This is a genomic window from Hyphobacterium sp. CCMP332 (assembly GCF_014323565.1).
GTDB lineage: Bacteria > Pseudomonadota > Alphaproteobacteria > Caulobacterales > Maricaulaceae > Hyphobacterium.
Genome location: NZ_CP058669.1, coordinates 1733322 through 1747072, shown reverse-complemented (window position 1 = coordinate 1747072; position 13751 = coordinate 1733322). Strand labels below are relative to the sequence as shown.

Below are 13751 nucleotides of genomic sequence, written 5' to 3'. Positions count from 1 at the left end.
CCCCCTCAGCCGCTCAACGTATAATGAACGTTATGATCGGTGTCTGCCGGGCGACAGTCGAAAGCCTGCCGGGGCGGCTTTTATTGTTCACGCTCGGCTTTGTCATGCTGGCCCAGCTTCTGATCTTCCTGCCGCTGGCAGCGCAATTTCGCACCAACTGGCTCTCCGACCAGGCCGAGACCGCTTTTATCGCGGCGCTGGCGGCCGATGTCGCCGAAGGCGGCACGCTGGGCGATGTGGAGGTGAGCCAGTTGCTGGAGGCTTCCGATGCGGTCGCTGTGGCGCGGGTGACGGAAGGCCGCAACGAGCTGGTGCTTTATGGCGGGCCGATTGATGCGCGCCTGATCGAAGCGGATCTGCGGCGCGAAACCTGGTGGGGCAGTATTACCCGTGCCGCGCGCACCTTCACCATCACCGAAGAGCGCTTTATCCGCATTATCGCCAATCCGCAGGCGCGGCCCGCCGACATTATTGATGTGATTGTGCCGGAGGCTCCATTGAAGGCGGCCCTCCTGGACTATTCCGTAGGGCTGTTACAGCTCTCGCTCTTCATCGCTGTGGTCACGGGGGTCCTGCTCTATGTGACATTGCTCTATGCCTTTGTGCGGCCGATGCGACAGCTGGCGGCGGCCATGGCGCGTTTCCAGAAAGACCCGATGGACCCCAAACGCGCCATTGTGCCGGACACGCGCAAGGACGAGATCGGCCAGGCACAACGGGCGCTGGCAGCGATGCAGGAAGATGTGCGGGCAGCCCTGAAACAGCGCGAGCGGCTGGCCGCGCTGGGCGCGGCGATGGCGAAGATCAATCACGATCTGCGCAATGTGTTGGCCGCGGCGCAGCTGGTCTCCGACCGGCTGGTCTCGTTCGAGGATGAGCGCGTGCGCAAGATGGGCGCGCGCATGGTGCGGGCGGTCGGGCGCGGCATTCGCCTAACCGAGGCAACGCTGCAATATGGACGCGCCGAGGAAAGCCCGCCGCAGACGATGCGGCTCAATCTCCGGCTCGCGCTGGATGAAGCCGCCGCCGATGCCATGGCGACGGAAGGCGAGGGGGTCTGGAACAACGAGATCGCCGAGGGCACGGCCATCGAAGCCGATCCGGACCATGTGCACCGGATTTTCCTCAACCTGTTCCGCAATGCAATCCAGGCGATGACGCTGGTGGAGCGGGAGATACGCCTGTTGGTGAGCAGCCGTGAAGATGACGGCTTCATCCGGATCGAGGTGACTGATGGCGGGCCGGGCCTGCCATCAAAGGCGCAGGACAATCTCTTCCAGCCGTTTACCTCCTCCACGCGCCGGGAAGGCACGGGACTGGGCCTGACCACGGCCCGGGAACTCGCCCGCGCTCATGGCGGGGATATCGTGCTGGTGAGGACAGGTGAAGGCGGGACGGTGTTCGCGGTTACGCTGCCGGGGGTGGACTAGGGTCAGGACCCTAGGGTTCTCCCACGACGCCCTCGCGCCTCGTGTCGGCCCCACCGGTCAGCGAGCCATCTTCCAGACGGCGAATGATGTGGAGGCCGGAATTTTCCGTGCGATTGGCATCGAGTGTGAAGCCCATGGCGCGCAGCTCGTCCGCCAGCTCAGCCGGGAAGCTGTCTTCGATGCGGATGATATCGCCGCGCCCGACGACATTCGGCAGATTGATCGCCTCCTGAGGTGTCAGACCCCAATCGAGCATGCCGACCAGCGTCTTCGAGACATAGGCAATGATGGATGCGCCGCCTGGTGAACCGGTGGCGAGCTCGAACGCGCCATCCGCGTCGAACACAATCGTCGGCGACATGGAGGAACGCGGGCGTTTGCCGCCGGTTGGCGCATTGGCCGCCGGGCTGCCATCGGCATTCAGTGGGTTGAAGTTGAAATCTGTGAGCTGGTTATTGAGGAAAAATCCGCCCGCCATGCGGTTGGAGCCGAAGAGGAATTCGACCGTCGTCGTCATGGAAACGACATTGCCGGCGCTATCGACGACGACGAAATGGCTGGTGCCGGGCAGATCCGGCTCGCCCGCGGGGATGGAGGGAATGGCGGTGTCGCGGTCGATCAGGGCCGAGCGCGTATTAATATAGTCATCCGACAACAGTGCCTCGACCGGCACATCGACAAAGGCCGTGTCGGCGATAAAGGCGTCGCGATCGGAATAGGCGAGGCGGCTGGCCTCGATGAAACGGCGCCAGCCTTCGGCCGTGTCCGGCCCGGTGGCCGCCATGTCGAAGGGCTCGAGCATGCCCATGATCTCGTTGACGATGACGCCGCCGGATGAGGGTGGCGGGGCCGAGCAGATATTCCAGCTCCGGTATTCCCGGCAAATCGGCGCGCGGACTTCGGGCCGATAATTGGCCAGATCCTCCAGCGTCATCTGACCGGGGACCGGTCCGGCAGCGACCGCCTCGACGATGTCTTCGGCCAGCGGGCCTTCATAAAAATTGCGCCAGTCATCGGCAATGAGGCGCAAGCTGCCGGCATAGTCCGGATTGGCGAGAACATGGGCTACGGGATGGGCAGTGCCCGCGTCGTCGAACAGGTAGTCGCGAAGGTCCGGCGTGGTCGAGACATCGCGCGCCTGACCTACCCGCACGATCAGGGAATGGAGGCGCGGGCTGATTTCAAAGCCGTCCTCGGCGAGCGCCTCGGCAAAGGTGAAATTGTCCGCCCAGTCCCGATCGCCGTGATCGGCATGGGCTTGCGCCAGCATGGCGATGACGCCGGGCACGCCGACCGCGCGCCCGCTTGTCCAGGCCGCCATGAAGCCCAGAGGTTCACCGTTTTCGTCCAGCCAGTGTTCTGTTGTTGTCGCCGCCGGGGCCATTTCGCGGCCATCATAGACGGTGGTTTCGCCGGTCCCGGCATCGTAATAGACCATGAAGGCACCGCCGCCGATTCCGCTCGATTGCGGCTCGACAAGCGAAAGCGTGGTCTGGATGGCGATGGCGGCGTCAACGGCACTGCCGCCGTCGCGCAGGGCTTCAAGGCCGGCCTCGACCGCATGAGGATTGGCCGCGGCGACCATGGCGGGGCCGGGCTCGAACTCTTGCGCCGAACAGGCAGCGGTGGCGAGGCCAAACAGAGTCAGGCTTAAAAAACGGATCAACACACTTGCTCCCGGTCCAGTCGATGGCACCATAACGTGAAGCGGCAACAGCGAAAGTCCTGATTATGGCAAAACCCGGCCCGAATAACACGATCGCGGATGTCCCCGGCCTGAAAGTGGGTCAGGCGCAGGACGAACACGTCCGGACAGGCGTGACCGTGATCCTCCCCGATGATCGTGCGGTGTGCAGCGTGGATGTGCGCGGTGGTGGACCGGGGACGCGCGAAACCGATGCGCTGCAGCCGCATACGCTCGTCGATGCCGTGGATGCACTCGTGCTGTCGGGCGGCTCCTCATACGGGCTGGCGGCGGCGGACGGCGTGGCCGGTGTGCTGGGCGCACAGCGGCGCGGGTTTGAATTGATGTCCAGTCCGGATGTGCCGGTTTCGCCGATTGTGCCGGCTGCGATCCTTTATGATCTCGCCAATGGCGGGGACAAGCATTGGGGCGAGCTTCCGCCCTATGCATCGCTGGGACGCGCGGCGGTTCAGGCGGCGAGCGGCGCGGTGACACTGGGCCGGGCCGGCGCCGGATATGGCGCGAGCGCCGGGACGCTGCCGGGCGGGATCGGCTCGGCCAGTATTCAGACCGGCGACGGCTATACCATCGGGGCCATTGTTGCCGTGAACTGCTTTGGTGCGGTGAAGGTGCCGGGCACAGAGGCCTTTTGGGCGGCCCCGTTCGAAATCGGCGGTGAATTTGGCGGTGTGCCCATTTCCGCTGATGGGGCCTTTGATGCCGAAAACTGGGGTGCGGCCAAGCTCAATCCCGCTCCGGGTACGAATACGACGATTGCGGTCATAGCCACCGATGCGGTTTTGACTTCGGCAGAGGCCAAGCGGCTGGCGCAGATGGCGTCGGCCGGATTTGCCCGCGCTATTCGTCCGGTCTTTACGCCGTTCGATGGCGATGTCGTTTTTGCCCTGTCCACCGGGCAGCGCGCGCTGGCAGAGCCGACCGCCTTAACCCTGTCCCGGCTGGGCTCGCTGGCCGCGGATTGTCTGACACGGGCGGTTGCCCGCGGCGTTTTCGAAGCGGCAAAGGTCTGATTTCGCTGGCATTGGTTCGTCCGAAAGTCTAGCATCCGTCGTTCGGCGCATCTTTATTCGCGCCACGGGGAGTTTCATGAAGTTAGTTTTTGTCGGCGTTGCCGCCACTATTGCTGTGTCCTTTGCGGCTTTTGGCCAGGACATGTTCTCGAATGTTCAAACCATTTCGGCCGCCGAGGGCGGGCCGGATATCATCCGGTTTGATTCGCTATCGCCGGATGTGATGCGCATGTCTCCCGGTGAGACGATCGCGCTGAATTTCGGATCAGGCTATGTCGCCGAAATGGACCGGGTGACCACCCAGTCGATGGGTGCGCAGGTCTGGGTCGGCCGGCTTGAGGGCGGAAGTCTGCTGGACCGGATTTTGATCACGGAAACCAACGGCTACACATTTGGCCGGATCGTCACTGACGAGGGCATCTGGCACATCATTCCCGACGGCAGCGGCCACCGTATCATGCAGATGCCGGCGACGGCTCAGCCGCGTTTCAGTGCCAATGACATGCGGTTTCCCGACCCGATGGCGCTCGCGGCCCGCGCAGAAGCCGGGCAGCTGGATTTCTCCGAAGACATCGCTGAAGCCGTTCCGGTCGGATCGAATGGCATAATTGATATCGCGGTTTTCTATTCCCAGAGCATGTCCGCGCATTGGGGACTCGCGACAGGCGGGCGCGTTCAATATCTGATGGCTGTGCTTGATACCGCACTGGTCGACAGTGATACCGGTTTGCGCGCGCGTCTGGTTCATCTCGATAGCGTAAATCTGACGACGGATGATGCGGACCAAGGCGTGACGCTCGAAAATCTGTCCGGCAATCCAAACGGCAATGCGCAAGTGACGCAGGATCTGAGTGCATTGCGCGCTGCAGGCGTCACCTATGGCGCTGACCTTGTTGGCATTATCCAGCGGGCGCTGCCCAATCAGGTGTCCTGCGGTGTGGCCTGGACCAATGGGACCAACGGGACGATGGACGCGTCTAATCTGCCCTTCGGTTATTCGGTGTCGGCGGACTGGTTGACGCCGGATCAAACCTCCATTTGCGGGGCTGCGACCTTTGCGCACGAGATTGGCCACAATATGGGCTTCGTGCACAATGTGGAACAGGAAGGCCAGGTTGGCGGCGGCGTTCGCAATTTCGCACATGGTCACCGGGTCGATTGCAACTTCGGCACGATCATGGCTTACCCGTCCACGAATGCCCAAATTCAGGCCTGCCCGGCGGGATCGCCCAATGGAATTGGCGGTGAAACGACGGCCTTTTTCTTCTCCAACCCAGAGATACTGCGGTGTCCGCCAAACGGCACGGGTGCGTGCGGGCGTCCTTTCAATGATCCGGATCCAGCGGATGTGGCGCGTGCCGCCCGTGAGGAAAGCCGGAATGTCGTGAATTTCCGCCCTGAAGCGCCGCGCGTTGTCTCTTCGGTTCTGCCGATCACACGTTCGGTCCAGAACGGAACGGCCGCGACGGCCTTCGCGACGATCATCAATCCGGCGGCAACCGGCTCCACGGCGACGGGCTGCGGCCTGCGGCTGGCCGGGACCACACCGGCGCAGTTTTCGTATCAGACCACCACACCGGCCAATGCCTTGTCGGGCGCGGCCAACACACCAGCGGATATCGCTGCCGGCGGGGCCCAGAACTTTGTGTTCTCGGTCACGAGTGCGACGGATTTTGCCGACAATCAGGGCCTGCCCCAAGCGTCGACAAATAACGAAACCCATCTGTTCATCGAGGCCTTCTGTTCCAATCGCCGCTCCGGTGAATACACGCTGGGCCTGAATTCGCTGATCTTCAGCTCCTCGCCGACACCGGTTCCGGACATCGTCGCCCTTGCTGCGTCGGGCGATCCGGGACGGGTGAATGTGCCGACAACCGGCAATCAGGTCGGCGTGTTTGCCGTGGCGATTTCCAATGTCGGTGCCGCCGGTACGATTACGGCTTCTGCCGATACGGGCGGACGGGTGCTCGCCATCCAGAACATCGAGGTCTGCCCCACTGATCCGGGTACCGGCGCATGCACATCGCCGCGGGCCGCTACGGCACAGGTGAATGTGGGTGCCAATGGCACGGCCACATTCGGTGTCTTCGTTCGCGGCAACGGCCAGGCCATTGACAACAACCCGGCCCAGAACCGCGTCTTTGTCCGCTTCAATGAGGGCGCGAATGCGCGCGGCGCCACCAGTGTGGCGGTCCGTACGCAATAGTCCGGCCTTCGACGGCCAACTGCAATAACCGGCAATAGCGCGGCAGCAATGCCGCGCTATTTGCTTGCGCTTTTCGCATGAAAGGCGGCATGAAGGTTTTTGCGAGGGGGTGAGTATTCCGTGTGGGCTTCAGACGCCCGGAACACTCCGCGGGACAGGCAGGCTGTAAAATGAAAACGGGATCGCCCATCAAGGGCGTGATGATTTGCGGGGCCGGGCATTCCGGATCAACCCTGCTGGGATTGATTTTAGGTCGGGCTAAAGGCGCTTTCTATGTCGGGGAAGGCGCGAAAATCCGGTATCTCCACGATCTAAACAAGCCGCTGCGTAAGCGCGCCTGCAAGGTATGCGGCGACGATTGCCCCGTCTGGTCGGATTTTCACTGGGATCAGGTAAAGCCGCTCTACCGCGAGGTCGCGGCCCTTACCGGTGCCCACATCATCGTCGATTCGACCAAGAATCCGGCATGGATACGGGCCCGCTCTGACGAGCTGACGGCCGCCGGGGATGAGGGTGCGCTGATCTTCCTGCAGCGTGATGGCCGCGCCGTCCTGAATTCCCGCTTCCGGAAATATCCAGATCGCGATGCGGCCGAACAGATCCGCTCATGGATGGATCAGATTTCCGCCAGTCAGACAGCCTATGACGCCTTTGAGGGGCCAAAGCTGATCGTTCGGTATGAGGAATTGGCGACAAGACCTGAAGCCATGGTTCGTAACATCTGCGAAGTGGCGGGGTTGCCCTATCACCCCGACATGCTGGCCTTCAATGAAGGCGAGTCCCATCCGATGGGTGGCAATACCGGCACACAATTTGTCGCGGCGCGTGACAAGGTGGAAGGCGATCCCGATGCGATCCTGAAGCTGACCCCGCGCACGCATGATTATTACGCGAAGCATTCCGGCGACATCCGCCTGGACCTTCGCTGGAAAACCGAAATGTCCGCGCCGCACCTGGCGCTGTTCAATGACATGGCCGGCGACTTCAATGCCGATATGGCCTGGGAGCACGATAGCAAATGACGAAGATTGATCTGGTCTTCCGCCAAATCGACGAGCGCACGCGGGACGTGTCGCTGGAGCTGGCGAGGAAGCATATCCGCCCGGATGCGGTGCATATCATTGATGATGTGCGGCCCTTTACCGAGTGCGTGAACCAGATGCTGCGCATTGATCATGATTGCGACTATGTCGTCTATCTGGATGCCGACTGTCTGATCCTCGAGGAGATGCGCGAGTTTATCGAACAGACCGATGCCGCCTATGTCGATGCCTATGTCACCGACCGTTTCCGCGGGCGGCTGCATTGCGGCGTGCATATCACGCGGATTGATCTGGTGCGGGCCATGGCCGCCATCGATCCGCCGCTGGATGATCTAAAATACGTGCTGCGGCCGGAATCACGCCTGCGCAATCTGGCGATGAAGCCGTTGCGGATGAGCAAGCAGTTTCGCAATTTCGACATCCTGCACGACTATTTCCAGTACTACCGCCACGTCTTCATGAAATACGCGCTGCGCGAATTGCGCAGCCGGACGCAGGTGCAGCTGAAGCGCCTGTCCTCGGCGATGAAGCACTGGCCGGATATTTCCGGGCCGGTCGATGACTATGTCATTGCGCAACATGCCGTCCGCTATGCGCGTGAACATGTTTCAAAGAATGCCAGCGCGGCGGAGACCCATGCCTTCATCGAAAACCTGCCGCAGCATGCCGAACGCGAGCTGACCCGGCTGGGGATTGAGGAAAAGGACGCCTTCACGCTGGCGGATCTGGAAAGCTGGCTGGAGAGGAATGATCAGCGGCATGTCTATGGGTCGGCCGGCGACAAGCCGAAAGTCTTCGGTCTGGGCCTGTCGCGGACCGGGACGCGCTCGCTGACCGCCGGTCTGCAGATGCTGGGCTGGGATACGTCGCATTACCCGATCGACGAAGACACCTATACCGAGCTGGCCTATGGTCAGTACGATCTGACCCTGCTGAAATATCATGACGGGCTGACCGACATCACGACGGTGCCGTATTACCAGCAGCTTGACAAGCAATATCCCGGTTCGAAATTCGTCCTGACCGTGCGCGACCGGGAGAGCTGGCTGCGCTCCTGCCAGAATCACTGGTTCAACCGGCCGGCCTTCAAGCATACGGATGATCCCGATGAAGAGACCCATCTGCTGATGCGCCAGCTTTTGCGGGCGGCGGTCTATGGCTGTTACAACTACCAGCCGGAGCGGTTCAGCTGGGTCTATGACAAGCACGTTGCCGAGGTGAAGGCCTATTTCAGGGACCGTCCGGACGATCTCCTGATCCTCAATATCTGCGAAGGCGAAGGCTTTGATAAACTGGCCCCCTTCATGGGTGTGCCGAAACCGGCCGAGCCCTTCCCGCACAAGGGCAATATCATGTCGCAGCGGGTGGAAGCGGCCCGGATCGCCGCGAAAGTGGCGGAGTAGGCAGACCCCGATATGGCCGCGTCCGACAACCCTTTCAGCGACATCGAAGCCCCCGGCTTCCGGCAGTCGCTGGGGTTTGCCGGACGGACGCTGGCGCTGGTCTGGCAGACCGCGCCGCGCCTGACGCTGGCGATTGCCGCGACCACCGTCCTTGTGGCGCTGGTGCCGGCGCTTGCCGCCTATGTCGCCAAGCTGATCGTGGATACGGTGCTGTTGGCGATCGATACCGGGACAGAAGCGGACCGTCAGCAGGCGCTGATTTGGGTGGCCGCCGAGGCCGGTATTCTGGGCGTGGGCATGGCGCTGCGGCGCATTCTGGTGCACCTCAAACGCCTGCTCCATGCCGAGCTGGGCTTCGCCGTCAGCACAAAAATCTTCGACAAGACCAGCCGCTTTGATCTGGAAACCATCGAACGGCCGGACGTGCAGCAACAAATCCTGCTGGCGCGCCAGCATGCCAGTGCGCGGCCCTATAACCTCGCCAACCGCGTCATCGAAAGCGGCCAGCATACGCTGACGCTCGTTTCGCTCGCCGTGGTCTTGTGGACGTTCTCGCCGTGGGCTGTCGCGATCATACTGGCGGGCGGTGTACCGCTGTTTCTGGCGGAATTGCGCTTTTCCGGCACAGCTTTCCGGTTTTATACCGGACGGACGCCGGAGATACGCCAGCGTAATTATCTCGAAGGCCTGATGACGAGTGACAGCGCTGCGGTCGAGCGTCTGCACGCGGATTCGAGCCCGGCCATCCGCGACCGCTATGCCGGCCTGTTCCGCTGGCTGTTTGGCGAGGACATGCGCCTGCAAACCGGACGCACGATATTCGGCGTCATCCTGCTTCTGGTCAGCTCGGCCTTTTTTCTCGGCGGCAAGGCCTGGGTGGTGTGGGCGACCGTGTTGGGCGCAATCTCGCTGGGCCAGATGACGATGTATGCCGCCGTACTCAAACAGGGGCAGAATTCCGTCACTACTCTGCTGGCGACACTGAGCGGAGGATATGAGGACCTGCTCTATGTTTCCAATCTCTATGCCTTGCTGGGCCGGGATAGCGGCGTTGCGCGCGGCCGGAACGCAGGCGGACCGGAAGCGGGCAAGGGGTATGAACTGACCGATGTCAGCTTTCACTATCCCAATGGGAACCGGCCGGCGTTGCGCGATATCTCTCTGACCATTCCGTCCGGGCAGAAGCTGGGCATTGTCGGGGCCAATGGCTCGGGCAAATCCACGCTGGTCAAGCTGTTGACGGGGCTCTACCTGCCGCAATCCGGGCAGGCCACGCTCGACGGACTGGATATTCGCGAATGGGACAAGTCCGCCCTGTTTGCGCGCACTGCGGCCGTCTTCCAGCCGTCCCAGCGTTACAGCCTGACGGCAGGTGAAAACATCGCCATGGGCGAGGGGCTTCGTGTGACTGATCGTGACCGCTGGGCCGCCGCCGCCGAAGCCGGGCTGGCCGGGGCCGTGCTTGACGATCTGCCTGAGGGGCTGGACACAAAGCTTTCGAAGCAATTCCTCGACGGGCGGGAACTCTCCGGCGGCCAGTGGCAGAGGCTGGCACTGGCGCGGGCGATGCTGCGCGAGGGCGCGGATATCCTCATTCTCGACGAACCGACCGCGGCGCTGGATCCCGCCACCGAGGCCGATTTCGTGCGCGCCCTGAAGGAAAAGGACGGCACATTGATTGTGATCAGCCACCGCTTGTCCACCCTGCGCTGGTGCGACCGTATCGTGGTTCTGGAGAAGGGCCGGATCGTCCAGTCCGGTACGCCGGAACACCTCGCATCCGCGCCCGGCGCCTATCGCGATCTGTTCCGCGAGCAGGCCGAATTCTATGGCGGAAAAGACGTTTCTGCAGACCCTGAAAAAGACGGATAAGGGCTCTTGCTATTACAAAATCGCGCGGCTAGTTTCCGCGCCTTCCCGGGGGCTGGATAGCTGTCCCGGTCGGTCTGCACCGGTAGCTCAGTTGGATAGAGCACCAGACTACGAATCTGGGGGTCGGGAGTTCGAATCTTCCCCGGTGCGCCATTCTTTCCTTGTTGCTTCCGCTCCGCCCGGCGCGGCTTTCGTCATCGAAGTTTGCAATACGCCGGTGCTCGCATTAAGCGCGCTCAGAGCTGGGGTGTGGGCGGGTTTGATATCCTTGTGCATGAGTCACCTGATATTTGCATCCTCGGGCCGCGAAGCGGGCGTTATTCTGCGTTCGGTCCACCGGCGCGGGTGAAACGCTGTTCGGAGACGACGACCCATTCGCCATCGACAAGTTGTTCTGTCTGGCTGGAATAGCCAGCATCTGACATGTCATAATAGCGCCCGCGGAAGGTCTGTTCCTCGCCGTCCGGGGATGTGTAGGTTTCCTCGCCAAATTCAATTCCATTGTTCGAAATTGTAGCAGAGCCGATCGACCGGCCACCGATGGAGTTCACATAGCGAAAGACGAGTCCGTCCAATTCCCGGTTATAGTGAAAAACGGTTTCGCCGGAATAGTCCGGGTTGCCGGGAACAATATGGCGGTCCCTGACATACCGGCCGAGCAGATCGGTAAAGCAGTGCGTATCGACGGCCGCCGAGTCGTCGAAGGATGCCGACCAGCAGGCCCCCATCAATGGGCCAAAGGCCTCAATCGCTTCACCAAATATGGCATCGCCCGACATTTCAGCGGCCAGCTCCTCGCCTGTGGTGGCGGGCTGGCGAGTGAACACACGTTCGGCCTCGGTATTCCAGCCGCCATAATCCTCGCCGAGATATTGTTCGCGGATGAAGCTGGCGAAATCGCCTGTCACCGCGCCCCAATGCATACGCAGATTCATCTCGCCGGACTCGCGATACGCGAACAGCGTGGCTTGACCATTTTCGATTGCACCATCGTTCTCGATCACATGACCGCCGGACGTGTACATGGCCGACAGAATGCGTTCGGCCTGAGCATCCCAGAACAGGTGTTCTTCATTGTAGAACATGCCATGCGGGCCCGGATTCTGACGGACGATGCGGACGAAATCACTCTCCAGACGCTCGAAGCAATAGACTTCGGGTGCCGGTTGGCCGTCCTGATGATTGGCCCAGCAAGCGCCGAGATAGTCGGAGAACGCGTCCGTCAGAGGTGAGTCCGCAAGCGCCGCAGCGCTGCCAAGACCAGATGCCAGGATAGCGATGGATAGAAGCGATTTCATGATGGCCCTCCGAGCCTGTCGGACCTCGGCGACCGAGGTTCGTGCGGGACGAGCCTATCAGAGAACCTCTCCACCCGGTGGAAAATCTAATAGCTTCAAAGCTGAGGAATGGCTGGAGCGGGTGAAGGGAATCGAACCCTCGTCGTAAGCTTGGGAAGCTTCTGCTCTGCCATTGAGCTACACCCGCATCGTGGCGGAATTTAAGTCGGCGTGCGCCGGGTACGCAAGCGCCTTTCCCTAGCCGGAAAAATATTTCGCCAGTTTCAGCTTCTGGGCCTGATAGTTCGAGCCCTGCATGCCATAGGGCCGGGCCGGGCGGGCGGCCATCGGCTCATAGACCAGACGGGCGGCGGCCTGGCTGTGTTCGAGGAAGAAGGGCACGTCGCGGCCCCGGACTTCCAGCACGGCGCGGCCACCTGTGCCGCCGGCCTCTGCGACGCCAAAGCCGGGATCAAAGAAGCCGGCATAATGGGCGCGGAACTCGCCAATCTCAGGCGCGATGGGGGCCATTTCGGCGGCTTCATCCAGCGGAATGATGACCGGTTCGCGTGAGGCGAGGATGTAGAATTCACCCGGATCGAGGATCATGCGGCCCTGGCGCACATCAATCTCTTCCCAGAAATCGCGTGGATCGTGCTGGCCGATCTTTGCCAGATCAATCAGGCCGGAATGGCGCCGGGCGCGATAGCCGACCTTGCCGTCAAACCCTTCGAGATCCACCGAGACGGTGATTTCGCGGGTGGCCTGCCGCAGGCCGCGCCGGAAGCGCGCCTGCACCAGACGGTCACCCGGCCGGGCGAGAATGGAGAAGGTGCGCGGCGAAATCTCGACATAGAGCGGTCCGGTATATCCGGCGGGGGCATGGTCGAAGGTTGTGGCCTGATCGGCGATGACGCGCGTGAAGACATCGATCCGGCCGGTCGAGCTCTTCGGGTTCATCGCAGCGCTGACATCGCCGTTGAGCGCGAGTGTCTCCATCAGCGGTACGAGATAGACGCATCCGGTTTCCAGCACGGCTCCGCCGGTCAGATCCAGCTCGTGCATGACGAGCCCGCTGCCGAGCACGTCCTGCACCGTCCGGCTCCGGCCCGGAAGAAAGCTGGCGCGCAGACGATAGGCGGTATGGCCGAGGCGAAGATCGAGGCTGGCGGGCTGGACCTGGGTGTCGACGAAGGGCAGGTCGCAGTTGATGGCACCGCGGGCTGCCAGGTCGGTGATTTCGGTATCGGGCAGAATGCCTGCAATGCTCATGAGGGCGTCCATTACCGTAAAAGAGTCGGTTCCTTGGTTACGGGATTATGCGCTTGCGAGAAAGAGCAGAATGCGGGACTTGAAGCCTCCGGCATTCGAGGGGATCATCCCGGCATGGTCAAGACACATGAAATCGCCCGTTATGAATGCGAAACCCGCGGGGTTGCCGTGCGGGTGACGCCGGAATTTCTGGACGACCAGTCCGACCCGGATCGCCAGCTCTATATGTGGGCCTATACGATCGAGATCGAAAACAGGGGTGATGAAACGGTGCAGCTTGTCTCCCGTTACTGGCTGGTGACGGACGGAACCGGCAAGATCGAGACCGTGCGCGGTCCGGGCGTGGTCGGCGAACAGCCTGTGCTGGAGCCCGGTCAGCGCTATTCCTACACATCCGGCTCGCCGCTGAAGACGCCGTCGGGTTTCATGCGCGGCAGTTTTGAAATGTCGCTGGCGTCGGGCAGTCGGTTTGACGCGGTGATACCGGCCTTTTCGCTCGACAGCCCCTATGACCGGACGTCGGTCCATTAACT

10 protein-coding genes and 2 tRNA genes are annotated in these 13751 nt (G+C 61.9%); 8 read left to right on the top strand and 4 right to left on the bottom strand.

What is annotated here, in order from left to right; genetic code table 11:
- Window positions 1-23: 23 nt before the first annotated feature.
- Window positions 24-1430 (top strand): sensor histidine kinase, encoded by a 1407-nt coding sequence (locus tag HXX25_RS08910; protein WP_187165575.1) that lies wholly within the window; start codon window positions 24-26, stop codon window positions 1428-1430.
- A 10-nt stretch (window positions 1431-1440) separates the two neighbouring features.
- On the opposite strand, the gene ggt is transcribed toward HXX25_RS08910, so the two are convergent.
- A complete protein-coding gene (gene ggt, locus HXX25_RS08905; RefSeq protein WP_370543765.1) occupies window positions 1441-3129 on the bottom strand; it encodes a gamma-glutamyltransferase in 1689 nt (562 codons plus the stop codon).
- 32 nt (window positions 3130-3161) lie between these two features.
- Between ggt and HXX25_RS08900 the strand changes: the two genes are divergently transcribed.
- The 6 genes from HXX25_RS08900 to HXX25_RS08875 all read left to right on the top strand — a co-directional run bounded on the left by HXX25_RS08900 (window position 3162) and on the right by HXX25_RS08875 (window position 10822).
- Window positions 3162-4145, top strand: a complete 984-nt coding sequence (locus HXX25_RS08900) for a P1 family peptidase (protein ID WP_187165574.1) — start codon at window positions 3162-3164, stop codon at window positions 4143-4145.
- 76 nt (window positions 4146-4221) lie between these two features.
- On the top strand, window positions 4222-6351 hold the full coding sequence (locus HXX25_RS08895) for a reprolysin-like metallopeptidase (protein WP_187165573.1): 2130 nt from the start codon (window positions 4222-4224) through the stop codon (window positions 6349-6351).
- A gap of 170 nt (window positions 6352-6521) precedes the next feature.
- Window positions 6522-7373, top strand: coding sequence for a sulfotransferase (locus tag HXX25_RS08890; RefSeq protein ID WP_187165572.1), 852 nt, complete (start codon window positions 6522-6524; stop codon window positions 7371-7373).
- The gene (locus HXX25_RS08885) at window positions 7370-8797 is read left to right on the top strand and encodes a sulfotransferase family protein (RefSeq protein WP_187165571.1); all 1428 of its coding nucleotides are present in this window, start codon (window positions 7370-7372) and stop codon (window positions 8795-8797) included. Before HXX25_RS08890 ends, HXX25_RS08885 begins: the two co-directional genes overlap by 4 nt.
- A 12-nt stretch (window positions 8798-8809) precedes the next feature.
- Complete coding sequence (locus tag HXX25_RS08880; RefSeq protein ID WP_187165570.1) at window positions 8810-10669, top strand: ABC transporter ATP-binding protein; 1860 nt, start codon at window positions 8810-8812, stop codon at window positions 10667-10669.
- A 76-nt stretch (window positions 10670-10745) separates the two neighbouring features.
- Window positions 10746-10822, top strand: a tRNA-Arg gene (locus HXX25_RS08875).
- 164 nt (window positions 10823-10986) lie between these two features.
- On the opposite strand, the gene HXX25_RS08870 is transcribed toward HXX25_RS08875, so the two are convergent.
- From HXX25_RS08870 to HXX25_RS08860, 3 genes are all read right to left on the bottom strand, one after another.
- Window positions 10987-11967, bottom strand: a complete 981-nt coding sequence (locus HXX25_RS08870) for a hypothetical protein (RefSeq protein ID WP_187165569.1) — start codon at window positions 11965-11967, stop codon at window positions 10987-10989.
- Window positions 11968-12080: 113 nt separating this feature from the next.
- A tRNA-Gly gene (locus HXX25_RS08865) sits at window positions 12081-12154 on the bottom strand.
- Window positions 12155-12204: 50 nt separating this feature from the next.
- The gene (locus HXX25_RS08860; RefSeq protein ID WP_187165568.1) at window positions 12205-13218 is read right to left on the bottom strand and encodes a 2'-deoxycytidine 5'-triphosphate deaminase; all 1014 of its coding nucleotides are present in this window, start codon (window positions 13216-13218) and stop codon (window positions 12205-12207) included.
- 33 nt (window positions 13219-13251) lie between these two features.
- Here HXX25_RS08860 and apaG point away from each other — a divergent pair, with 33 nt between their 5' ends.
- Window positions 13252-13749: a Co2+/Mg2+ efflux protein ApaG gene (gene apaG / locus HXX25_RS08855; RefSeq protein WP_233346618.1), complete on the top strand. Its 498-nt coding sequence runs from the start codon at window positions 13252-13254 to the stop codon at window positions 13747-13749.
- Window positions 13750-13751: the final 2 nt, after the last annotated feature.

Coding starts and splice junctions, on each gene's coding strand:
- HXX25_RS08910 (WP_187165575.1), top strand. CDS start 24: ATGAACGTTATGATCGGTGTCTGCCGGGCGACAGTCGAAAGCCTGCCG.
- ggt (WP_370543765.1), bottom strand. CDS start 3,129: ATGGTGCCATCGACTGGACCGGGAGCAAGTGTGTTGATCCGTTTTTTA.
- HXX25_RS08900 (WP_187165574.1), top strand. CDS start 3,162: ATGGCAAAACCCGGCCCGAATAACACGATCGCGGATGTCCCCGGCCTG.
- HXX25_RS08895 (WP_187165573.1), top strand. CDS start 4,222: ATGAAGTTAGTTTTTGTCGGCGTTGCCGCCACTATTGCTGTGTCCTTT.
- HXX25_RS08890 (WP_187165572.1), top strand. CDS start 6,522: ATGAAAACGGGATCGCCCATCAAGGGCGTGATGATTTGCGGGGCCGGG.
- HXX25_RS08885 (WP_187165571.1), top strand. CDS start 7,370: ATGACGAAGATTGATCTGGTCTTCCGCCAAATCGACGAGCGCACGCGG.
- HXX25_RS08880 (WP_187165570.1), top strand. CDS start 8,810: ATGGCCGCGTCCGACAACCCTTTCAGCGACATCGAAGCCCCCGGCTTC.
- HXX25_RS08870 (WP_187165569.1), bottom strand. CDS start 11,967: ATGAAATCGCTTCTATCCATCGCTATCCTGGCATCTGGTCTTGGCAGC.
- HXX25_RS08860 (WP_187165568.1), bottom strand. CDS start 13,218: ATGAGCATTGCAGGCATTCTGCCCGATACCGAAATCACCGACCTGGCA.